The organism is Pseudomonas sp. DSV-1, assembly GCF_035830915.1.
Taxonomy (GTDB): domain Bacteria; phylum Pseudomonadota; class Gammaproteobacteria; order Pseudomonadales; family Pseudomonadaceae; genus Aquipseudomonas.
In genome coordinates this window covers 4,480,965-4,502,247 of sequence record NZ_JAYMYG010000001.1, presented here as the reverse complement: position 1 = coordinate 4,502,247, position 21,283 = coordinate 4,480,965, and the positions used below count along the sequence as shown (strand labels likewise).

General features: G+C 58.5%; 22 protein-coding genes. 10 read left to right on the top strand and 12 right to left on the bottom strand.

The window, feature by feature from the left end; genetic code table 11:
• Window positions 1–92: 92 nt before the first annotated feature.
• Window positions 93–1,367, top strand: a complete 1,275-nt coding sequence (locus VSQ83_RS21015) for an acetyl-CoA C-acetyltransferase (protein WP_219262827.1) — start codon at window positions 93–95, stop codon at window positions 1,365–1,367.
• 54 nt (window positions 1,368–1,421) lie between these two features.
• On the opposite strand, the gene VSQ83_RS21010 is transcribed toward VSQ83_RS21015, so the two are convergent.
• Window positions 1,422–2,453, bottom strand: a complete 1,032-nt coding sequence (locus VSQ83_RS21010) for a bile acid:sodium symporter family protein (RefSeq protein ID WP_219262828.1) — start codon at window positions 2,451–2,453, stop codon at window positions 1,422–1,424.
• A gap of 82 nt (window positions 2,454–2,535) precedes the next feature.
• Between VSQ83_RS21010 and VSQ83_RS21005 the strand changes: the two genes are divergently transcribed.
• Both VSQ83_RS21005 and VSQ83_RS21000 read left to right on the top strand, forming a co-directional pair.
• Complete coding sequence (locus VSQ83_RS21005) at window positions 2,536–3,330, top strand: AraC family transcriptional regulator (protein WP_219262829.1); 795 nt, start codon at window positions 2,536–2,538, stop codon at window positions 3,328–3,330.
• Window positions 3,331–3,471: 141 nt separating this feature from the next.
• Window positions 3,472–4,365 (top strand): PA4780 family RIO1-like protein kinase, encoded by an 894-nt coding sequence (locus VSQ83_RS21000; protein WP_133079608.1) that lies wholly within the window; start codon window positions 3,472–3,474, stop codon window positions 4,363–4,365.
• An 84-nt stretch (window positions 4,366–4,449) separates the two neighbouring features.
• Here the strand turns inward: VSQ83_RS21000 and VSQ83_RS20995 are convergent, their stop codons facing one another.
• A complete protein-coding gene (locus tag VSQ83_RS20995; protein ID WP_133079609.1) occupies window positions 4,450–5,313 on the bottom strand; it encodes an MBL fold metallo-hydrolase in 864 nt (287 codons plus the stop codon).
• Between the two features lie 92 nt (window positions 5,314–5,405).
• On the opposite strand from VSQ83_RS20995, the gene VSQ83_RS20990 reads away from it, so the two are divergent.
• The 3 genes from VSQ83_RS20990 (at window position 5,406) to VSQ83_RS20980 (ending at window position 8,180) form a co-directional block, all read left to right on the top strand.
• Window positions 5,406–5,735, top strand: coding sequence for an ArsR/SmtB family transcription factor (locus VSQ83_RS20990; protein WP_133079610.1), 330 nt, complete (start codon window positions 5,406–5,408; stop codon window positions 5,733–5,735).
• Window positions 5,736–5,805: 70 nt separating this feature from the next.
• Window positions 5,806–7,371 (top strand): TIGR01244 family sulfur transferase, encoded by a 1,566-nt coding sequence (locus VSQ83_RS20985; protein ID WP_326427442.1) that lies wholly within the window; start codon window positions 5,806–5,808, stop codon window positions 7,369–7,371.
• Between the two features lie 8 nt (window positions 7,372–7,379).
• Complete coding sequence (locus tag VSQ83_RS20980; RefSeq protein ID WP_326427440.1) at window positions 7,380–8,180, top strand: sulfite exporter TauE/SafE family protein; 801 nt, start codon at window positions 7,380–7,382, stop codon at window positions 8,178–8,180.
• A 40-nt stretch (window positions 8,181–8,220) separates the two neighbouring features.
• On the opposite strand, the gene cueR is transcribed toward VSQ83_RS20980, so the two are convergent.
• The 3 genes from cueR to VSQ83_RS20965 form a co-directional block, all read right to left on the bottom strand.
• Window positions 8,221–8,622: a Cu(I)-responsive transcriptional regulator gene (gene cueR, locus VSQ83_RS20975; protein ID WP_326427438.1), complete on the bottom strand. Its 402-nt coding sequence runs from the start codon at window positions 8,620–8,622 to the stop codon at window positions 8,221–8,223.
• Window positions 8,623–8,634: 12 nt separating this feature from the next.
• Entirely contained in the window at window positions 8,635–11,022 is a 2,388-nt protein-coding gene (locus tag VSQ83_RS20970; protein WP_326427437.1) for a heavy metal translocating P-type ATPase, read from the bottom strand.
• Between the two features lie 96 nt (window positions 11,023–11,118).
• The gene (locus tag VSQ83_RS20965) at window positions 11,119–11,499 is read right to left on the bottom strand and encodes a hypothetical protein (protein WP_133079615.1); all 381 of its coding nucleotides are present in this window, start codon (window positions 11,497–11,499) and stop codon (window positions 11,119–11,121) included.
• 146 nt (window positions 11,500–11,645) lie between these two features.
• On the opposite strand from VSQ83_RS20965, the gene VSQ83_RS20960 reads away from it, so the two are divergent.
• On the top strand, window positions 11,646–11,846 hold the full coding sequence (locus VSQ83_RS20960) for a heavy-metal-associated domain-containing protein (RefSeq protein ID WP_133079616.1): 201 nt from the start codon (window positions 11,646–11,648) through the stop codon (window positions 11,844–11,846).
• 147 nt (window positions 11,847–11,993) lie between these two features.
• A complete protein-coding gene (locus tag VSQ83_RS20955) occupies window positions 11,994–13,190 on the top strand; it encodes a multidrug effflux MFS transporter (protein WP_133079617.1) in 1,197 nt (398 codons plus the stop codon).
• 1 nt (window position 13,191) lies between these two features.
• Here VSQ83_RS20955 and VSQ83_RS20950 read toward each other — a convergent pair whose 3' ends face one another.
• Both VSQ83_RS20950 and VSQ83_RS20945 read right to left on the bottom strand, forming a co-directional pair.
• Window positions 13,192–13,362, bottom strand: a complete 171-nt coding sequence (locus VSQ83_RS20950; RefSeq protein WP_219262833.1) for a hypothetical protein — start codon at window positions 13,360–13,362, stop codon at window positions 13,192–13,194.
• 123 nt (window positions 13,363–13,485) lie between these two features.
• The gene (locus tag VSQ83_RS20945) at window positions 13,486–14,499 is read right to left on the bottom strand and encodes a zinc-binding alcohol dehydrogenase family protein (RefSeq protein WP_133079618.1); all 1,014 of its coding nucleotides are present in this window, start codon (window positions 14,497–14,499) and stop codon (window positions 13,486–13,488) included.
• Window positions 14,500–14,623: 124 nt separating this feature from the next.
• On the opposite strand from VSQ83_RS20945, the gene VSQ83_RS20940 reads away from it, so the two are divergent.
• Window positions 14,624–15,541, top strand: coding sequence for a LysR family transcriptional regulator (locus VSQ83_RS20940; protein WP_326427436.1), 918 nt, complete (start codon window positions 14,624–14,626; stop codon window positions 15,539–15,541).
• 74 nt (window positions 15,542–15,615) lie between these two features.
• On the opposite strand, the gene VSQ83_RS20935 is transcribed toward VSQ83_RS20940, so the two are convergent.
• The 5 genes from VSQ83_RS20935 to VSQ83_RS20915 form a co-directional block, all read right to left on the bottom strand.
• Complete coding sequence (locus tag VSQ83_RS20935) at window positions 15,616–16,569, bottom strand: adenosine deaminase (RefSeq protein WP_133079625.1); 954 nt, start codon at window positions 16,567–16,569, stop codon at window positions 15,616–15,618.
• Between the two features lie 98 nt (window positions 16,570–16,667).
• Window positions 16,668–17,354 carry an SDR family oxidoreductase gene (locus VSQ83_RS20930; RefSeq protein ID WP_219262836.1) on the bottom strand — a complete coding sequence of 229 codons (687 nt, stop codon included), beginning with the start codon at window positions 17,352–17,354 and terminating at the stop codon, window positions 16,668–16,670.
• 157 nt (window positions 17,355–17,511) lie between these two features.
• Window positions 17,512–18,114, bottom strand: a complete 603-nt coding sequence (locus VSQ83_RS20925; RefSeq protein ID WP_326427435.1) for an IMPACT family protein — start codon at window positions 18,112–18,114, stop codon at window positions 17,512–17,514.
• A gap of 13 nt (window positions 18,115–18,127) precedes the next feature.
• Window positions 18,128–18,778, bottom strand: coding sequence for a TetR/AcrR family transcriptional regulator (locus tag VSQ83_RS20920; protein ID WP_326427434.1), 651 nt, complete (start codon window positions 18,776–18,778; stop codon window positions 18,128–18,130).
• Between the two features lie 56 nt (window positions 18,779–18,834).
• Window positions 18,835–19,755 carry a LysR family transcriptional regulator gene (locus VSQ83_RS20915; RefSeq protein WP_133079623.1) on the bottom strand — a complete coding sequence of 307 codons (921 nt, stop codon included), beginning with the start codon at window positions 19,753–19,755 and terminating at the stop codon, window positions 18,835–18,837.
• Between the two features lie 124 nt (window positions 19,756–19,879).
• Between VSQ83_RS20915 and VSQ83_RS20910 the strand changes: the two genes are divergently transcribed.
• Window positions 19,880–21,229: an aspartate aminotransferase family protein gene (locus tag VSQ83_RS20910; RefSeq protein ID WP_019825761.1), complete on the top strand. Its 1,350-nt coding sequence runs from the start codon at window positions 19,880–19,882 to the stop codon at window positions 21,227–21,229.
• The last annotated feature ends 54 nt before the right edge of the window (window positions 21,230–21,283 follow it).

Here is a 21,283-nt window from a genome sequence, read left to right as displayed (position 1 = left end):
GGTTGACCACAAACAGGCCGTGGTCGTTCGTTATCAGCGATAAGACCTACGCTTGTAACGATTAATGGATTCAAAAGAATAGGGGCAATCGTATGAGTCTGCGTCGTGTAGCAATTATTGGTGGTAACCGAATCCCGTTTGCCCGCTCCAACGGGCCGTATGCGACCGCCAGTAATCAGGACATGTTGACGGCCGCGCTGGAGGGGTTGATCGAGCGTTACAACCTGCACGGGCTGCGCATGGGGGAGGTTGTGGCCGGGGCGGTGCTCAAGGATTCTCGGGATTTCAGCATGACCCGTGAGTGCGTGCTGGGCTCACGGCTGTCGCCGAAAACACCGGCCTATGACCTGCAGCAGGCCTGCGGGACGGGGCTTGAAGCGGTATTGCTGGTGGCCAACAAGATTGCCCTGGGGCAGATCGACTGTGCGGTTGCCGGGGGAGTGGACACCACATCCGATGCGCCGATTGGCCTTAATGACGGCCTGCGTAAATGGTTGCTGCAGTTCAATCGCACCAAGGCGCCTCTGGATAAGCTCAAGACCTTGCTGCAATTGCGTCCGGGTTTTCTGAAACCCGAGTTTCCCCGTAATGGCGAGCCCCGCACCGGGCTGTCGATGGGCCAGCACTGCGAACTGATGGCGCAAGCCTGGAGCATCCCAAGGCTTGAACAGGACGAACTGGCGCTGCACAGCCATCAGGCATTGACGGCGGCCTATCACGCAGGCTGGGAAGATGACTTGCTCACGCCTTTCCGGGGTTTGAGCCGCGATAACAACCTGCGTGCCGACTTGACCCTGGAGAAGCTGGCCGCCCTTAAGCCTGTGTTCGAGCGCAGTGCCAAAGGCACGTTGACGGCGGGCAACTCCACGCCACTGACCGATGGCGCTGCCGTGGTGCTGTTGGGCAGCGAAGAGTGGGCCCGGGAGCGCGGCTTGCCGATTTTGGCGTATTTGCGTGATGGCGAAACTGCTGCTGTTGATTTCGTGCATGGAGCGGAAGGTTTGCTCATGGCGCCGGTGTATGCAGTCCCACGGCTGCTGGCGCGCAATGGCCTGACTTTGCAGGATTTTGACTACTACGAAATTCACGAGGCTTTTGCTGCGCAGGTGCTGTGTACGTTGAAGGCCTGGGAGGATGCGGCCTACTGCAAAAGCCGGCTCGACCTGGATGCACCGCTGGGCTCGATTGATCGCAGCAAGCTCAACGTCAAGGGCAGCTCGCTGGCGGTGGGGCATCCGTTTGCGGCGACAGGAGGGCGGATCGTGACCAATATGTCCAAGCTGCTCGCCACTGCCGGGCAGGGACGAGGGCTGATCTCGATCTGCGCGGCAGGTGGGCAGGGCGTTACCGCAATCATTGAGCGGTAGCCGCATGTGGGTGGGAGCGGGCTTGCTCGCGATGGCATCACCGCGGTGTGGCTGTTACACCGCGGCGTCTGCATCGCGAGCAAGCCCGCTCCCACTCATGTTGTATTTGCGAGTGGCGTAGCTTTCTGCCATCACCGAGCACACGATCAACTGCAGCGGGTGGTAGATCATGATCGGCAGCAAAATCAGGCCCAGGCCGGGGTTGGCGCCAAAGATCAGGGCGGCCATCGGCGCGCCGGCAGCCAGGGATTTTTTGCTGGCGCAGAACACTGCGGCAATTTCATCGCTGGTGCTGAACTTCAAGGCACGGGCAGTGCGGGTGGTCATCCACAGGATGACGGCGAGCAGGACGGCACTGCCGATCACGGCGCTGATAATCACCGAGGTGCCTTGTTGTTGCCACATGCCCGAGACCATCGAGTTGCAGAACGCTGCGTAAACCAGCAGCAGAATCACCACTTTGTCGCAGATGTTGGTGTAGCGCTTGTGGCGGGCGAAAAAACGTCCGAACAGCGGGCGTACCAGTTGGCCAAGGACCAGGGGCAACAGGAGCATGGCGCACAGGTCGAGCAGGGTTGAGCCCAGGTCGATACCGCCCGCGCCGCTGCCAACCACCAGGCTGACGAGCAATGGGGTGATGAAAATCCCCAATACGCTGGACAGGCTGGCGTTGAGAATCGCCGCCGGTACGTTGCCGCCTGCGCTGCCGGTGAGTGCGACCGAGGAGGAGATGGTCGAAGGCAATGCGCACAGGTAGAAGAAGCCCAGCATCAGCAGCGGCGGAACATGGGTGCCCAGCAGCTTGTCGGCGATGACCCAGATCAGCGGGAAAACGATGAAGGTGAAGCCCTGAACCATGAAGTGCAGGCGGATGTTTTTCAGGCCGTGGCGGATTTGCTCGCTGGACAGGTTGACCCCGTGCAGGAAAAACACCAGGAACACACCGATGTTGATTACCCACTCAGCGTGCATCCCGCCGCCAGTACTGCCGAAATGCGGAAACACATAGGCCAGAAATGTCGCTAGCAGCATGCCGCACAGAAACCAGTCGGTGAACATTCGTTTGAGATGTTTGAGCACAGGCATCGTGGGCACCGGGACATTGTAAGAATTAGTAACTTAGCCTAACGTCGCAGGTATCTGACGTCTTGCGATATAAGGCCAATCAATGCCGCCAAACGGACAACGTGGACTCCAGCGCGCCATTCCAGTGCTTGATGCACTGCCACGGCCACTGTATGCCCGGGCCGAAAGCCTGGGCGCAGGTTCCTGGACGCCACGTCATCGGCATGATTGGGTGCAGTTTTCATACGCGATCAGTGGCGTGTTGGGGGTGCATACCGACGAGGGCAGCTTTTTTGCACCGCCGCAGTGGGGGATCTGGATTCCCGCCGGGCTGGAGCATGAGGTCATCACCTCGATGCGTGCCGAAATGCGCAGCCTGTATGTACGTCGTGAGGATTGCCTTTGGGCGCCCGGCCAGTGCCGGGTGCTGGAGGTCACGCCGCTGGCACGGGAGCTGATCAAAGGTTTTTGTGCATTGCCCGCCGAATACCCCGAGGGCGGCAGCCCTGAGCAAAGGTTGGTGGCTGTGTTGCTGGATCAATTGGCGAGCCTGCCTGAGGTGGGTTTTTCGCTGCCGCTGCCACGCCATGGGCGTTTGCTGGTGCTGTGCAATGAATTGATCGAAACCCCCGATGCCGACGTCAGCCTGAGCCTGTGGTCGGATCGTCTGGGCATGTCTGAAAAAACCCTGATGCGGTTGTTCCTGCGTGAAACGGGCTTGAGTTTTCGCAGTTGGCGTCAGCGGGTACGACTGCTGTCTTCGTTGCAGGTGCTGGAGGAGGGTGGTCATGTCACGCGTGCGGCGTTGTCGTGCGGGTATGAGTCGACGTCGGCATTCATCGCGGCATTTAAAAAGATGTTCGGCTATACGCCCGGCGAGTTATTTCGCCAGGGCTAGGCAGCGGGCCCATTAGTCGGTGCTCTTGACGGATTGCTCGTCTATCATTCAAATCGTTTGCCCTCTCCCCGTGGTGAGTGGATTGCCGTATAACGAGTGACATTCGCGTGTTTGGTAATAAAGGACCCACAATAAAAGCTGATGAAGACTCCAAAACGCTTAGAACCCCTGATCGAGGACGGTCTGATCGACGAGGTGCTGCGCCCACTCATGAGTGGCAAAGAAGCAGCTGTGTACGTAGTCCGCTGCGGCAATGAGCTGCGATGCGCCAAGGTTTATAAGGAGGCTAACAAACGAAGTTTCCGCCAGGCCGCCGAATATCAGGAGGGTCGCAAGGTTCGCAACAGCCGTCAGGCCCGAGCGATGGCCAAGGGCTCCAAGTTCGGTCGTAAAGAAACCGAGGATGCCTGGCAGAACGCCGAAGTGGCTGCGCTGTTTCGTCTGGCGGGCGCCGGTGTTCGGGTTCCAAAACCGTTCGACTTCCTTGAAGGCGTGCTGTTGATGGAACTGGTGGCGGATGAGTACGGCGATGCAGCCCCCCGACTCAATGACGTGGTGCTGGAACCGGACCAGGCTCGCGAGTATCACGCGTTCCTGATTCAGCAGATTGTGCTGATGCTGTGTACCGGTCTGGTCCACGGAGATTTGTCCGAGTTCAACGTACTGCTGACGCCGACCGGCCCGGTGATTATCGATCTGCCACAGGCTGTCGATGCCGCGGGTAACAACCACGCATTCAGCATGCTGGAGCGTGACGTGGGCAACATGGCTTCTTACTTCGGGCGTTTTGCGCCGGAACTCAAAGGAACCAAATACGCCAAGGAAATGTGGGCGCTTTACGAAGCTGCCACCTTGCACCCTGGCAGCGTGTTGACGGGCGAGTTTGACGAGCCGGACGAGCTGGCCGATGTGGGCGGTGTCATGCGCGAGATCGAAGCTGCCCGTCTGGACGAAGCGTTCCGTCAGGCCGTGCGTGCTGCAGATGATGCGCCACCGAGCAAGTCTGAAGAGCCGCCTCCACCGTGGATGCAGTGATTGGCTAAATAAAAAATCCGGCTCAGGCCGGATTTTTTTTACTTCAATGCAGCCCGCTCCCACACACACACAATAATTGTGCGGCTAAAAACGGTTCAGCGGCACCTTAAGGCTGCACAGGCCGGTTTCATCGGCGGGCGGCAGATTACCGGCCCGAATGTTGATTTGAATGGCCGGAATCAGCAGTGCCGGAACCCCCAGCGTCGCGTCGCGGGCGGTGCGCATCTCGACGAAGCCCGTCAGGTCGACGCTGTCGTTGACATGAATATTGTTGGCTCGCTGCTCACCCACCGTGGTTGACCATGTGGCCTCACGCCCTGCTGGCGGATAGTCATGGCACATGAACAGTCGGGTCTGGACCGGAAAGGCCAGCAGACGCTTGATCGATTGGTACAACTGGTGCGGATCGCCTCCCGGGAAGTCGCAGCGGGCCGTGCCAACGTCGGGCATAAACAATGTGTCGCCCACAAACAGACAGTCGCCCTCAACCTGATACGCCATGTCGGCCGGGGTGTGCCCCGGCACGTGCAGTGCGCGTACCTGTAGCCGTCCAATGTGGAACAGCTCGTCCGGTTCCAGCAGCCGGTCGAACTGCGAACCGTCGAGCTTGAACTCGGGCTCAAGGTTGTAGATGTCGCGAAACACCCCTTGTACCTGGGTGATTGCCGCGCCAATACCAATCTGGCCGCCCAGCTTTCGCTTCAGGTAAGCGCTGGCAGACAGGTGATCGGCGTGGGCGTGGGTTTCCAATAGCCATTGGACCTTCAGGCCCTGTGCCTGCACGTAAGCAGCAATGATGTCTGCACCGGTGGTACTGATGCGCCCGGCGGCGGCATCGTAGTCGAGCACCGGATCGATGATTGCGCACTCGCTGGCGCCGGCTTCATGAACCACGTAGCTCACGGTCGACGTTGCAGGGTCGAAAAATCCTTGAATTTCGGGGTGCATGACGGGCCTCGTGTTTGTCAAAAAATGCTCAATATATTGAAACATATATTATCGGGTCGTAGACTGTCGACTATCACGTCCCGGAGCTTTTCATGACTGCTCAGTTAACCAGCGAAGAAATCGGACTTCTGCGCGACTCTGCATCCAAAGCCTGCACCCTTCTCAAGGCCCTGGCCAATGAAGACCGACTGCTGTTGCTCTGCCAGTTGACCCAAGGTGAGCGCAATGTCGGCGAACTTGAAGCCCTGACGGGCATCCGGCAGCCCACCCTTTCGCAACAGCTTGGTGTGTTGCGCGATGAGGGCATGGTCAATACCCGAAGGATGGGAAAGTACATTTTCTATTCCCTTGCCAGCTTTGAAGTGGTGTCTGTGATGCAAACCCTGTCAGGCCTGTATTGCGGCCAGGCGCTTAAAAAATAGCGCAACCTCATTCCCCTGGCTGACATCGCCCAACCTATTCCATTCATTTTTGTTGTGCCTGGAGTGCTCAATGGAGCAAAGCATCAAGCGAATCGACACGTCATTTTCTGTGGCCGGTCAAATCGAGCAGTCTGATCTCCAGTCTTTGGCAGCACTGGGTTTTGCCAGTGTGATCTGTAACCGTCCGGATCATGAAGGCGGCCCATACCAACCCGGGCACGCATCGATACAGCAGGCGGCGCAGGCCCTGGGGCTGAGCTTTGCTTACCTGCCGGTACTCAGCACGGGTGCGACACCTGAGCAGGCGCAGCAGTTGCGTCAGTTGCTCAATGAGCTGCCAAAACCCGTTCTGGCGTATTGCCGTACAGGCAATCGCTCATCAAAGCTCTATCAGGCGGCGACTCAAGCCTCGCGTGAGGCCAGACTGTACGATGTTGTCGTGGTCGGTGGTGGCTCGGCCGGTATCTCGGTGTCGGCAAGCTTGCTCAAGCGCAACGCGTCATTGCGCATCGCCGTGATCGAACCCAATACAGAGCACTACTACCAGCCCGCGTGGACGCTGGTTGGCGGCGGTGCCTTTGATGTCAAGGACACGGTTCGCCCGACTGCAGCCGTAATGCCCAAAGGTGTTGCCTGGATCAAGGCGTCGCTGTGCGCCTTCGCCCCGCAACGCAAGGTTGTGCTGCTCAGTGATGGTACTGAACTGGGTTATCAGCAATTGATCGTTTGCCCGGGGTTGCAACTGGCCTGGGAGCATATCGAGGGCCTTGAAGAGACCTTGGGCAAGAACGGCGTGACGTCCAACTATCGCCATGACCTGGCGCCCTATACCTGGGAGCTGGTGCGCACCCTGAAGGGCGGCAAAGCGCTGTTCACCCAGCCGGGAATGCCGATCAAGTGCGCGGGGGCTCCACAAAAAGCCATGTACCTGTCCTGTGATCATTGGCGCAAGCGTGGCGTTCTGGATTCGATGGCCGTTGAGTTCAATCTGGCGGGGGCGGTGCTGTTTGGCGTGCCGACCTTCGTCCCTCCACTGATGAAATACGTTGAGGCCTATAAGGCCCAATTGGTCTTCCAGTCCAATCTGGTCAAGGTCGACGGGCCAGGCAAGACCGCCTGGTTTGATGTGACCGACGCAGACGGTGGCGTGACCCGCGTTGAGAAAACGTTCGACATGTTGCATGTGGTGCCACCCCAGCAAGCGCCCGACGTTATCCGTCGCAGCGAGTTGGCGGACAAGGCGGGCTGGTTCGAGACCGATCCGGCTACACTGCAACACCCACGCTACCCCGACATTTTCGCCCTTGGCGATGTCTGCAACACACCCAATGCCAAAACCGCGGCAGCGACTCGCAAGCAAGTGGTCGTGGTGGCCGAGAACCTGCTCGCCCTGCGCAAGGGGGCGGTTTTGCCCAAGCGCTACGATGGCTATGGCTCATGCCCGCTGACCGTCGAAAACGGCAAGGTGATCCTGGCCGAATTTGGTTATGGCGCAAAACTGCTGCCCACCTTTGCCCTGGACCCGACCGTGGCCCGCAAGTCGGCCTGGTGGCTCAAGGCAACGTTTCTGCCCTGGTTCTACTGGCAAGGCATGCTTAAAGGTCGCGAGTGGTTCACTGACTGCAAACCGGACTGAACCTGACCATGTTGATTATTCTGTTAGGCATGTTGGTGGGGGTAGTGCTGGGTTTGACGGGGGCGGGTGGCGGTATTCTGGCCATACCGGCGTTGACCCTGGGCCTGGGGTGGACACTGGCGCAAGCCACGCCGGTGGCATTGCTGGCGGTCGGTACGGCAGCGGCACTGGGCGCGCTGGACGGGCTGCGCAAAGGCCTGGTGCGCTACAAGGCTGCCGCGCTGATGGCGATTGTGGGTTCGATGACTTCGCCGATCGGGCTGCACCTCGCCAGATTGATCCCCGCCAGGGCGCTGGTGTTGATGTTCAGCGGGGTCATGATGTTCGTCTCCGTGCGTATGTTTTTGCAGGCCAGAGCTGATGCGCGCGAGAGTGGCAGCCTGGGGGCGATAGAAAAAAACTGCATGCTCAATCCTGCTACCGGGCGGCTGACCTGGAATGCCCGCTGCAGCATGACGCTGGTATCGATTGGTGCCACCTCGGGTTTGCTGACGGGGTTGTTGAGTGTGGGAGGCGGATTCCTGATCGTACCTGCGTTTCGAAAATTCAGTGACGTGCGCATTCATGCCGTGGTCTCCACCTCGCTGATGGTGGTGGCACTGGTATCGCTGGGCACCTTGGGCAATCTGATGAGCCAGGGTGTGAGCTTGTCGAGCGAAGGCGTGATGTTCATCGGCGCCACCCTGACCGGCATGATTGCCGGTCGGGTGATTGCCCCCAGGGTTTCGGCCCAATGGCTACAGCAAGGCTTCGCGACGTTATGTGTGGTGATAGGCCTGTTGATGCTCGCCAAGGCAGTCCTGTCGTAAGCCCCGAATTTCCGTCGGCAGCGGATGCGGGGCTTTTTGTTCAGCCGACACAACAAGCACTCTCAAGATCCTTGAGAATCGGGCAGTCAGGACGATGGTCGCCCTGACAGCTCTCGACCAGTTCGTGCAACGTATCGCGCAGGCTGGTCAGTTCGGCGATTTTTTGATTCAACTCATCAATGTGCTGACGCGCCAGCGCCTTCACATCGCCGCTGGCGCGCTGGCGGTCTTGCCAGAGTGTCAGCAACTTGCCGACTTCTTCCAGTGAAAACCCAAGGTCACGGGAGCGTTTGATAAACGCCAGGGTGTGCAGGTCGTCACTGCTGTAGAAGCGGTAGCCGCTGTCGCTGCGGCTGGCGGGTTTGAGCAGGCCGATGGACTCGTAATAACGAATCATCTTGGCGCTCAAGCCGCTTTGTTTGGCGGCTTGGCCAATATTCATGGGGTTGCCTCCTTATTCAAGATCCTTGGGCTTCCAGAATTTAAGCAGCAATGCGTTGCTGACCACACTGACGCTGGAAAATGCCATGGCCGCACCCGCCAGTACCGGGTTCAAAAAGCCGAAGGCGGCCAGTGGAATACCGATCACGTTATAGATAAACGCCCAGAACAGGTTTTGACGAATCTTGGCGTAGGTCTTGCGGCTGATCTCCAGTGCGGCCGGTACCAGTCGCGGGTCGCCGCGCATCAGGGTGATACCCGCTGCATGCATGGCCACGTCGGTGCCGCCACCCATGGCGATGCCAATGTCGGCGGCGGCAAGTGCCGGGGCGTCGTTGATGCCGTCGCCAACCATGGCCACCACGCCGGTTTTTTTCAGTTCAGTTACCGTTGCGGCCTTGTCAGCGGGCAACACTTCGGCGTGAACATCGGTAATTCCCAGCGCCTCGGCAACCACTTTCGCGCTGCCACGGTTGTCGCCTGTCAGCAGATGGCTACTGATGTGGCGTGCACTGAGCTGCTGGATCGCCGAGAGGGCGCCGGTTTTCAGTGTGTCACCAAAGGCAAAGAGGCCCAGCACTTGCGGCTGCGGGCTTTGCTCTATCAGCCAGGACAGCGTGCGGCCTTCGGTTTCCCAGGCCTTGGCGGATGCGGCGAGCGAACCCGGACTGAGGCCGGTTTCTTCCAGCAGGCGGCGGTTGCCCAGCGCCAGGCGACGGCCTTGCAGGGTGCCAGCAATACCTCGCCCGGTAAGCGACTGGCTGTCCATGACATCCGGTACTTTCAGGTTGCGTGCGGCGCAGGCATCCAGAACGGCTTTGGCCAGCGGGTGTTCGCTGCCGCGTTGCAGGGCGCCAGCGGCTTGCAACAACTGCGCTTCATCGCCGTCCAGTGCGCTGAAGTGGGCAATTTGCGGGGCGCCAGAGGTCAGGGTGCCGGTTTTGTCGAAAACCACGGCGCTGACTTCATGGGCGCGTTCGAGGGCTTCGGCATCCTTGATCAAAATCCCGTAACGGGCCGCAACACCAGTGCCGGCCATGATCGCAGTGGGCGTTGCCAGGCCCAGGGCACAAGGGCAGGCGATAACCAGCACAGCCACGGCGTTGATCAACGCGGTTTCAATCGGCGCGCCATAAAGCCACCAGCCGAGTAGTGTCGCGAGGGCAATCAGCAGGACCACGTGTACGAACACCTGGCTGACTTTATCCACCAGTTTCTGGATCGGGGCTTTCGCGGACTGAGCGTCTTCGACCAGGCGGATAATGCGCGCCAGTACGGTTTCAGTGCCCAGGGCCAGGGTTTTAATGATCAACCGGCCCTCGCCATTAATGGCGCCTCCGGTGACTTTATCCCCAGGCTGTTTGGGGACTGGCAGGCTTTCCCCGCTGATCAGGGCTTCGTCGGCATGGCTTTGGCCTTCGACAACTTCGCCATCTACGGGAAAGCGCTCACCAGGTTTGACCAGGACCCGATCATTCAGGCGCAGGTCACTGATGGCGACGTCTTGCTCCTGCCCGTCGACCACACGCAGGGCGCGCTCTGGGCGCAAGGCTTCCAGGGCGCGGATGGCGCTGGCAGTCTGGCGTTTGGCGCGGCTTTCGAGGTATTTACCCAGCAGCACCAGTGCAATCACCACCGCCGAAGCTTCGAAATACAGATGGGGCATGCTGCCGGGCTCGGCAATCGCCCACTCGTAAAGGCTCAGGCCATAACCGGCGCTGGTGCCCAGTGCCACCAGCAGGTCCATATTGCCGGCACCGGCTTTGACGGCTTTCCAGGCGGCCACGTAAAAGCGTGCGCCGAGGATAAATTGTACCGGGGTGGCGAGGACGAACTGGGCCCAGGCGGGCAGCATCCAGTGCACACCCAATGGTGCGAGCAACATCGGTAATACCAGCGGCAACGCCAGCACAATGGCCAGTGTCAGCGCCCAGCGCTCGCGGTGCAGACGTTTTTGCTGATCATCCTCGCTCGCTTTGGCAGTGTGGTGGACGCTGGCGCCATAACCGGCCTGACTGACAGCGTTTATCAGCAGGGCGGTATCGACCTGGCCGAGCAGCTCGACATGGGCACGTTCGCTGGCGAGGTTAACGCTGACGCTCTTGACTCCCGGCACCCTGGCCAGGGCTTTTTCGACGCGGCCTGCGCAAGAGGCGCACGTCATGCCGCTGATGTCCAGTTCCAGGCTGTGGGCAGGTACGCTGTAACCTGCCTGTTTCACGGCCTCGACCAATGCCGGCAAACTGTCCACAGGCGCCTCGATGCGGGCCTGTTCAGTGGCCAGATTGACGCTTACCGAACGCACGCCGGGTACTTTGGTCAGGGCTTTTTCCACACGCCCCGCGCAACTGGCGCAAGTCATACCATCAATAGGCAGATCGAATTGGGTGGGCACGAGCAATCCTCCTCAAGAAGTTATCTATCCATAGAATCGACCTTGACCCCATGGGAAGGTCAAGGGCTCTTGCTGTTCGTCAGGTTTTCCTTAGTGCTGCGCTCAATATTCCAGTTTCGCGGGCTTGAGGTACATGCCTTGCTTGCCAAGGGCGATACGGTATTTGCGCACGTCCCCGGCCTTCAGGGTGAATTGCTGCGCGGGCGGTACCAGCATGCCGGGCAAGCAACCGGGGGCTTGTCCGGGTAGAAGTTTGAGGCGGATATCAACGCTGGCCGCCGGCAAGTTGAAAGCCAGCGCTTGTTCCTGAAACAGTCGACCGGCCAGTTGATCATCGATGTACACACCGACCTCGCAGTTGGTCGGCACTTCAAGGCGCTCGCGGGAAATGATCAATACACCGTAGTCCTGATCGGCATTTACCCACAGCGGCAAACTGGCGAGACCCAAAAGGCTGACTAGGCTCAAAGCGGTCCGGCGCATGACTAAGTATCCTGTTTTATATCCCGAGGCTTGCAGCTTGGCCGAGCAGGGCATGGATTGCCAGTCAGCGCGTGAAACAACGGGCTTGACCTTGCCACGATGGAAAGGTTGAAGCTGTAGCCATATCTCAGACAGGAGGCGTGATCATGCAAACGTTCAAAGTAGAGGGTATGACCTGTGGCGGCTGTGTTGGCGCGGTGACCCGTGCGGTTCAGGCTGTGGATAAAGACGCGAAGGTCGAAGTGGATCTGGCGGGCAAAACCGTAAAGGTAGACAGCAAGGTGTCCCCTTTGCAGATTATTGATGTGATCACCAATGCAGGTTTTGAAGCGCGTACAGCGCATTGATATGCAGGTAATCACTAGATTGCGGGGTATCGTTATTCCGACAAGGCCAAAGCGGTTTATTAGCTAGCTGGCTATCTTTATGTTCAAGTTCGGTATCCACGGCTAGACTATCGGGCTGCGCTAATTGCAGCCCGATCTGGATACCTGATGAACCTTCGAACAATCTTGATTCTTGGTGCCTTGAGCGCCTTCGGTCCCCTGGCGATCGATTTCTACCTGCCCGGCTTTCCGGCAATGGCACAAGCCTTTGCGACAGATGAAACTCAAATTCAACTCACTCTGGCGGTGTACTTCCTGGGCCTGTCTATCGGGCAACTGGCGTATGGACCTGTGGCAGACCGCTTTGGGCGGCGCGTGCCACTGCTGGTGGGTGTTGGCCTGTTCACGGTTGCATCGCTGGCGTGCGCCTTTGCCCCGACATTGGAGTGGCTGATTGGCGCGCGGTTTGTCCAGGCACTCGGCGGCTGTGCTGGCATGGTGCTCTCGCGGGCAATTGTCAGTGACAAATGCGATGCCGTGCAGTCGGCCAAAGTGTTTTCGCAGTTGATGTTGGTGATGGGCCTGGCGCCGATCCTGGCGCCGATGCTGGGCGGATTGCTGGTCAACCTGTATGGCTGGCAGTCGATTTTCCTGGTGTTGACGGTATTCAGTGCGTTGGCGGCAACAGCCGTAGCGCTGGGCCTGCCTGAAAGCCTGCCTGCCAACGTGCCGCGCCAGCCGCTGTCCGGCGCATTGCGTCAATACGGGCGGCTGCTCAAGGACCGCGAGTTCCTGGGGCATGCGCTGACCGGGGGGATTGCAATGGCCGGGATGTTTGCCTACATCGCAGGTTCGCCTTTCGTCTTTATCAAACTGTATGGCGTACCCGCCGAGCATTACGGCTGGCTGTTTGGTACCAACGCAGCCGGTTTTATTCTGGTGGCGCAACTGAACGCCCGCCTGTTGGCCAAGCGTGGCCCGGCCTTTTTGCTGGCGCGCATGGTGTGGGTGTATCTGGCGGCCGGGCTGGTCTTGCTGGGTGTCAGCACCTTGCATACCGCGCAACTGTGGCCGTTACTGATCCCGTTGTTTATCTGTATCGCCAGTTTGGGCTGCATCATTCCCAATGCTTCGGCCTGCGCCATGAGCGGGCAGGGTGCCCGAGCTGGCAGTGCATCGGCGATGCTGGGTTGTCTGCAGTTCAGCGTAGCGGCGGGAGCGGCGTCATTGGTGGGAGTGTTGCACGATGGCAGCGCGATGCCGATGGCGATTGTCATCACCTTGTGCGGAGTGCTGGCGGTCGGGCTGGCGATGGCGACCCGGCGCCTCTACACCGCCCGGATCGCCGCCCAGCAGTCGATCTGATTCAGCCTGCCAAACGTGCAGGCAGGCTATGGGGGGCTTGCAGGCGAGATTGCAACGTGTCCACAAAGGCTCGGGCCTCGGACTCGCTGCGAAAATTGACGGATTGTTGGTCGATTTGAACCTGCCATTGGCAGTTACGGGATCTTGCTAACGCTCGTATCAGGATTTTCATGACTGGCCTCCTTCGGTTCGCAAAGGAGGCCAGTGTATGCCGAAATACTTGGGTAAATATGTCCGGGGTCAAGTCTCTGACTGACGGTTGAAAGTTGGCCGCATCAGTCCCGTGTCGCGTTAATCAGAACCCTTCGAGCACAATTTTGCCTTTGGATTTGCCGCTTTCAAGCAGCGTATGGGCGCGACGCAGGTTGGCGGCGTTGATGGTGCCGAAATGCTCGCCGACGGTGGTGCGCAGGATGCCTGCATCGATCAGGTCGGCGACCCGATTGAGCAAGTGATGCTGCTCGATCATGTCCGCGGTTTCGAACAGTGAGCGGGTGTACATGAACTCCCAGTGCAGTGACAGGCTCTTGCGCTTGAGCTTGGTAACGTCAAGCGCCTTGGGATCGTCAATCAGTGCCAGCTTGCCTTGAGGTGCCAGGGCTTCGACCAACTGATCCAGATGCTGGTCGGTCTGGGTCAGGCTGGCGACGTGGGTGACGGCATTGATGCCGTGGCGCTTGAGTTCCTCGCTCAGTGCCTGGCTATGGTCGACAACGATGTCGGCGCCCAGCTCGCGGACCCAGGCTTGGGTTTCGGGGCGCGATGCGCTGCCAATCACCTTGAGTGCGGTCAGTTTGCTGGCCAGTTGCGTGAGGATCGAGCCTACCCCGCCTGCTGCGCCGACAATCAGCAGGCTCTGCTGCTCATCATTTCCACCTTCGGCCACACCCAGTCGCTCAAACAACAGCTCCCATGCGGTGATGGCGGTCAGCGGCAGCGCGGCTGCCTGGGCAAAGTCGAGGCTTTTTGGCATGTGCCCCACAATTCGCTCATCGACCACATGGCGCTCGCTGTTGGCCCCGGCCCGGGCGATGGATCCGGCGTAAAACACCTTGTCGCCAACCTTGAACAGGCTGGCGTCACTGCCCACCGCCTTGACGACCCCGGCCACGTCCCACCCCAGAACTTTGGCAGCGTCGGCTTCTGGCTGGACGTTCTGGCGGACCTTGGTGTCCACCGGGTTGACGGAGATGGCTTTGACCTCGACCAGCAAGTCCCTTGGGCCGGCGACCGGCTCAGGCAATTCAATGTCTTGCAGGGCCAGCGGGTCTTGAATGGGCAGCGAATTGTAGTAAGCGACAGCTTTCATCGGACATGTCCTGAAGAGGGGTAAGAATCTGGTAGTGATAATTCGCTATTTCGCAGCACGATAAAACCGGCTAAAAGAGCAGTCTCTTTCAATATTTTTTTGATAATGGCCGAGTGAACCTTGGATGCTGCGTTTTGATGATCTGCAATTGTTCGTTCGCGCGGCTGATTTGGGCAGCCTGTCGGCCGCCGCCCGAGTGATGGACATGTCGCCTGCGGTGGCCAGCGCGGCACTCAAGCGGATAGAGGTGCAACTGGGCGCTCGATTGCTGGCGCGCTCAACTCGCAGTTTGCGTCTGACGGCCGAAGGCGAAGGCTTTCTCGAATATGCCCGTACGGCATTGAGCAGTCTTGACGAAGGGCGGCGCTTGTTGGCGCGTGGGCAAGATCAAGTCAGCGGTGTGTTGCAGTTGTCGGCCCCTTCGGATTTCGGACGTAATCTGCTGCTGCCCTGGCTGGATGAGTTTCAACGTGAGCATCCGCAACTGACCGTGCGCCTGTTATTGGGCGACCGGATTGCCGATCTGTTTCGCCAGCCTGTGGACATCGCTTTGCGTTACGGCGAACCGGAAGACTCCAGCCTGGTGGCACTGCCAGTTGCCCCGGACAATCGGCGGGTCTTGTGTGCATCGCCCGACTACCTGGCGCGCAAGGGGGAACCGCGTCAGCTCGAACAACTGCTGCAACACAATTGCCTGTTGTACATGCTAGGCACGCGGGTCCACGACCATTGGCAATTCAATGATGGCAAGCGTGAACTAGGGCTGACCGTGACCGGCAATCGTTTTAGCGATGATGCTGACGTGGTGCGTTTGTGGGCAGTCGCCGGGGAGGGCATTGCCTGCAAGTCATGGCTGGATGTGGCGGGCGATGTGACTGCGGGCAGGCTCAGGGTGCTATTGCCTGAGTTGGTGTGCGAACGGGCGCCGCTCAATCTGCTGTGTGGTCATCGTGCACAGTTGAGCAAGCCGGTGTGTTTGTTGCGCGACATGCTCAGTGAGCGGTGTGCGGTGTTGAGCAAGTTGTACCCGGGAAAACAGTAAAACTGCTGTGGTACTGACGGTGATGCAGTTTCAGATGTCTGTGGGAGCGGGCAAGCCCGCTCCCACAGGGGGTGTTACGGCTTGACCAACCGTGCATCCAGGCCGTTTTGCGCCAGGCGTTTGGCCTGGTCCTGGGTCATGCCCAGGTCGGTGTACAGCGCGTGGAAGTTCTCGGTCATGTAACCGCCGAAGTAGGCCGGGTCATCGGAGTTGACCGTGACTTTCACGCCGCGCTCAAGCATGTCGAGAATGTTGTGCTGCGACATGTGATCAAACACGCAGAGCTTGGTGTTGGACAGCGGGCACACGGTCAACGGGATTTGCTCGTCGATAATGCGCTGCATCAAGCGTTCGTCTTCAATGGCGCGCACGCCGTGATCGATGCGCTGAATTTTCAGCAGATCGAGGGCTTCCCAGATGTACTCCGGTGGACCTTCTTCACCGGCGTGGGCGACAGTCAGGAAGCCTTCGTGGCGTGCCCGGTCGAATACGCGCTGGAACTTGCTGGGCGGGTGGCCCATTTCTGAACTGTCGAGACCAACGGCGACAAATGCATCGCGAAACGGCAGTGCCTGGTCGAGGGTTTTTTCTGCTTCTTCTTCGCTCAAATGGCGCAGGAAGCTCAGGATCAGGCCGCTGGTGATGCCCAGTTGCTGTTCGCCATCCTTGAGTGCGCTGGCAATGCCATTGAGCACGACTTCGAACGGAACACCACGGTCGGTGTGGGTTTGCGGGTCGAAGAACGGTTCGGTGTGAATGACGTTCTGTGCCTTGCAGCGCAACAGGTAGGCCCAGGTCAGGTCGTAGAAGTCCTGAGAGGTGCGCAGTACGTCGGCGCCTTTGTAGTAAAGGTCGAGGAATTCTTGCAGGTTGTTGAAGGCATACGCCTTGCGCAAGGTTTCAACGTCGTTCCAGGGCAAGGCGATTTTGTTGCGCTCTGCCAGCGAGAACAGCAACTCGGGCTCTAAAGAGCCCTCAAGGTGCATGTGCAGTTCAGCTTTCGGCAGGGCATTGAGCCAGTCATACATAAAAGTTTTTCTCATCAAATCGGGTGCAGATGGCGCCATTCTACAGGCGGGAGGCGACGTAACCCGTAAAAAACCTCCCGCCATTTGTCGCAGGCGGCTTACCAGGGAATCGTCTGGCCCTTGTAATCGATAAAGTGATGACCGCCTTTGCCGGCAAACGCCTTGACCTGATCGACCAGGCCGCGAGTGCTGGTCTGGACGTCAATGTCCGCGCCTTCGCCCCCCATATCGGTTTTCACCCAGCCCGGATGCATGGACAGCACGGTTGGGTTGTTGTCGCCCAGTTCGTAGCGCACAAACGTACTGGTCATAGAGTTGAGTGCAGCTTTGCTGGCCTTGTAGAGGGCCATCTCAGGGGCGTCAGGATGAGTGACGCTGCCGAGCACAGAACTCATAAAGGCCAGTACGCCACTGTCTTTACGGACCTTGCTGACAAACTCGCGGGCCAGATTGATCGGCGCCACGCTGTTGGTGAAAAACAGCTGCCCCACCTCGGCCAGCGTCGCGTTGCCCGACAGTTGATCGTCCGGGCCTTTGACACCGGCGTTCACAAACAGCAGGTCGAAGACCTCGTTGCTTAACGTGTTGCTCAATGCCTTGATGGCTTGCTGGCTGTCCATGTCCAGTCGCTCTATGCGAACTGGACCCAGGGCATTCAGGGCTTCCGCTTTTTTGGGATCGCGAACAGTCGCAGTGACGGTCCAGCCATCAGCGAGCAACTCTTTGACCAGACCCAGGCCCAGGCCACGTGAAGCTCCGATGATCAGTGCATGTTTTGCCGTCATGAGTAGCGTCCTATAGAAAGGTGATAAGAGTTGGCTAAAAAGCGTACAAGTGCTTGAAACCTATGGTGTGCAAGGGTTGCAGCGCTATGTGCTCAGGTTATCCACAGGCGGGTGCACAGTGAATGTGGGCAACTATGGATGCAGGAAAGTAGCACTTTTACTCGTCAGCTTTGAAGGTGTGGCGGTGCAGTAAAATTCTGCCGCGGCTGAGGTCAGCCAGTTGTTGCTGTGCAGGGGCAATCTGTTCCTCGGCCAGTGCCAGTTGCAGGTCAACGCCATTGGCGGTGAATGTTTCATCGATGATCAGGCCGTTCAGTTCGCAGATGCGCAGTTTGACCAGAGCAAGCTCACTGAAACTGCAGGCGCAGGAGAGGGCTACTCGACTGACCAGGGGCAGCTTTTCGGCACTTTGCAGGCATTTGTTAGCGCCACCGCCATAGGCGCGAGCCAGTCCACCGGTGCCCAACTGAATTCCGCCATACCAGCGGATGACCAGCACCGCGACCTGGTCGCAGTCCTGGGCCTCAATGGCTGAGAGTATCGGGCGACCGGCTGTACCGCCTGGCTCGCCATCATCGCTGCTTCGGTATTGGTCCCCGAGCTTCCAGGCCCAGCAATTGTGCGACGCATCAAGATCGCTGTATTGCTCGATAAAATCGAAGGCTTGCTGGGCACTGGTGATGGGCGCAGCGAAAGTAATAAAGCGGCTTTTACGGATTTCTTCGCGGTATTCGCAAAGTCCCGTGAGGGTCGAAGGCATGTCGGTTCCAGGCTTAGACAGTGGGCGTCAGGCCGCAGCCTTTGAGAATGATACGAATCAGGTTGTCGCTAGCCGCTTGCATGTCCTGTTTGCTCAGGTGGGTGCGGCCTGATACGCGGCAAATCTGTGTCGAAAAATCAGCGTAATGCTGCGTACTGCCCCATAACAGGAAAATCAGGTGCACGGGATCCACCGGGTCCATTTTGCCCGCATCGATCCAGGCTTGAAACACGGCGGCCCGGCCTTGAAACCAGGCTCTGTAGTCTTGAGTGAAGTACTCGGTCAGGCAGGCGCCACCGCTGATGATTTCCATGGCAAATACACGGGAGGCCTGAGGCTGTCGGCGGGAAAACTCCATCTTGGCGCGGATGTACTGTGTCAGGGCTTGAGCGGGGTCGTCTTCAGCGGTCAGGGCATTAAAGGTGCTGTCCCACAACTCGATGATATTGCTGAGAACCGCGATATACAGGCCCAACTTGTTAGTGAAGTAATAGTGCAGGTTGGCCTTTGGCAGCCCGGCGCTGAGTGCGATGGCGTTCATGCTGGTGCCTTTGAAACCGTGGCGGGCAAACTCGTCCTCAGCGGCCTTGAGAATGGCCTCTTCGTTTTTTTGTCGAATGCGGCTGGGAGGCTTGCCATCGTGGGCGGGGACGTCAAAGGTCATAGGTGTTCCAGGCAATCTGTGTGGGAGCATTCTGCACCGTAGCGAGACTTTTCACGTTAACGCGTCGCCTCAAGGCTCTCAAGGAAACTTTCCAGTACAAGATGCGGGCGACGCCCCTTACGCGTGACGGATGCGAGGCTCAGATCGTAGAAGCGTGTTTTTGCCTTCAGCGCCCGTAACCGGCCTTGCTGAACCCACAGGCTGGCGTAGTGATCGGGCAGATAACCGATGTAGCGTCCGGTCAAAATCAAAAAGGCCATGCCTTCGCGGTCCGACGCACTGGCGGTGCAGTTGAGCGCTTGGTAGTGAGCCTGAATATCGGAGGGCAGGCGAAAGGTGGGAGCGATGGCATCTTGATCATTAAGCCGCGCATCCGCCAATTGCCGGTCATCGACATAAAACAACGGATGGCCAACGGCGCAGTACAGCAAGGAGCGCTCGCTGTAGAGCGGTTGATATTCCAGCCCGGACAACGTGCTGGCCTGGGGCACGACGCCCACGTGCAGGCGCCCGTCGAGTACTCCCTGTTCCACCTCGTGGGGCGAAATCATGCGGATATGGATTTGCACATCCGGGCCGCGCTCTTTGAGTTGGGCCAGGGCATGGGTGATGCGCATATGGGGCAGGGTGACGAGGTTGTCTGTGAGGCCAATGGTCAGTTCGCCGCGCAAGTGCTGGTGCAGGCCGTTGACCTCTGTGCGAAAACTTTCAAGTGCCCCCAATAACTGTAGAGCCGACTGATAGACCTCTCGTCCTTCTTCTGTCAGCGAGAACCCCGCGCGACCACGCTGGCAAAGGCGCAAACCCAGGCGTTGCTCAAGGTCGCTCATTTGCTGACTGATGGCCGAGCGCCCGATACCCAGCACGGTCTCTGCCGCCGAGAACCCGCCGCACTCAACTACGCTGCGAAAAATGCGCAGCAATCGAATATCAAAGTCGCTGACCTGGGCCAGTGCATCGGGACGACGGCTGCTCATAGTTTAGTGCACGCCTAACTAAAGGTTAGAAGAGTTGGATTTCATCGACTTTATAGGCGTGGCAATTTAGGTGCAACAACGCTTTCAACATCCGACGCCGCTTTCGCCTTGCGAGGTTTTGCTGATGAACATGCCCGAGAATGCCGAATTGAACCTGACCAGCCAGCTCAAACTGGATGCTCACTGGATGCCTTACACCGCCAACCGTAACTTCCATCGCGATCCGCGTTTTATCGTGGCCGCTAAAGGCAGTTATCTGACGGACGATAAGGGTCGGCAAATCTACGATTCGCTGTCAGGTTTGTGGACTTGTGGCGCAGGGCATACCCGCACAGAAATCCAGGAAGCCGTTGCCAAGCAATTGGGCACCCTCGATTACTCCCCGGCGTTCCAGTACGGCCACCCACTATCCTTCAAGTTGGCAGAAAAGATCACCGAACTGACACCGGGCAATCTCAATCACGTGTTCTTCACTGACTCGGGTTCGGAGTGTGCGGATACAGCGGTCAAAATGGTGCGTGCCTACTGGCGCCTGAAAGGTCAGTCGACCAAGACCAAAATGATTGGCCGTGCGCGTGGCTATCACGGTGTGAACATCGCCGGTACCAGCCTGGGTGGAGTGAACGGCAACCGTAAAATGTTTGGCCAGGCGATGATGGATGTCGATCACTTGCCGCACACACTGCTGGCAAGCAACGCGTTTTCTCGCGGCATGCCGGAGCTGGGCGGGATCGCCTTGGCTGATGAGTTGCTCAAGTTGATCGAACTGCACGATGCCTCGAACATTGCGGCGGTGTTTGTGGAGCCTATGGCCGGTTCGGCCGGTGTGCTGGTTCCGCCTCAGGGGTATCTGAAACGCCTGCGTGAAATCTGCGATCAGCACAACATCCTGTTGGTGTTCGATGAGGTGATTACCGGGTTTGGTCGTACAGGTTCGATGTTCGGAGCTGACAGCTTCGGTGTAACGCCTGACTTGATGTGTATTGCCAAGCAAGTGACTAACGGTGCGATCCCTATGGGCGCAGTGATTGCCACCAGCGAGATTTATCACACATTCATGAATCAGCCGACGCCTGAGTATGCGGTTGAATTCCCTCATGGCTATACCTATTCGGCTCACCCTGTGGCCTGTGCTGCAGGTCTTGCAGCGCTCGATCTGCTGCAAAAAGAAAACCTGGTGCAGAGCGTGGCTGAAGTGGCACCGCATTTTGAGAACGCACTGCACGGTTTGAAGGGTGTGAAGAACGTCATTGATATTCGTAACTATGGTCTGGCGGGTGCAATTCAGATTGCACCGCGTGATGGCGATGCGATTGTGCGTCCGTTCGATGCTGCGATGAAGCTGTGGAAAGCCGGCTTCTACGTACGCTTTGGCGGTGACACCCTGCAGTTCGGGCCAACCTTCAACAGCAAGCCGCAAGACCTGGATCGTTTGTTCGATGCGGTCGGCGAAGCACTGAATCAGATCGACTGATCGCTTCTATATAGAAGCGACACTAATTGCATTCACACAGGCGCGCAGCGTTCG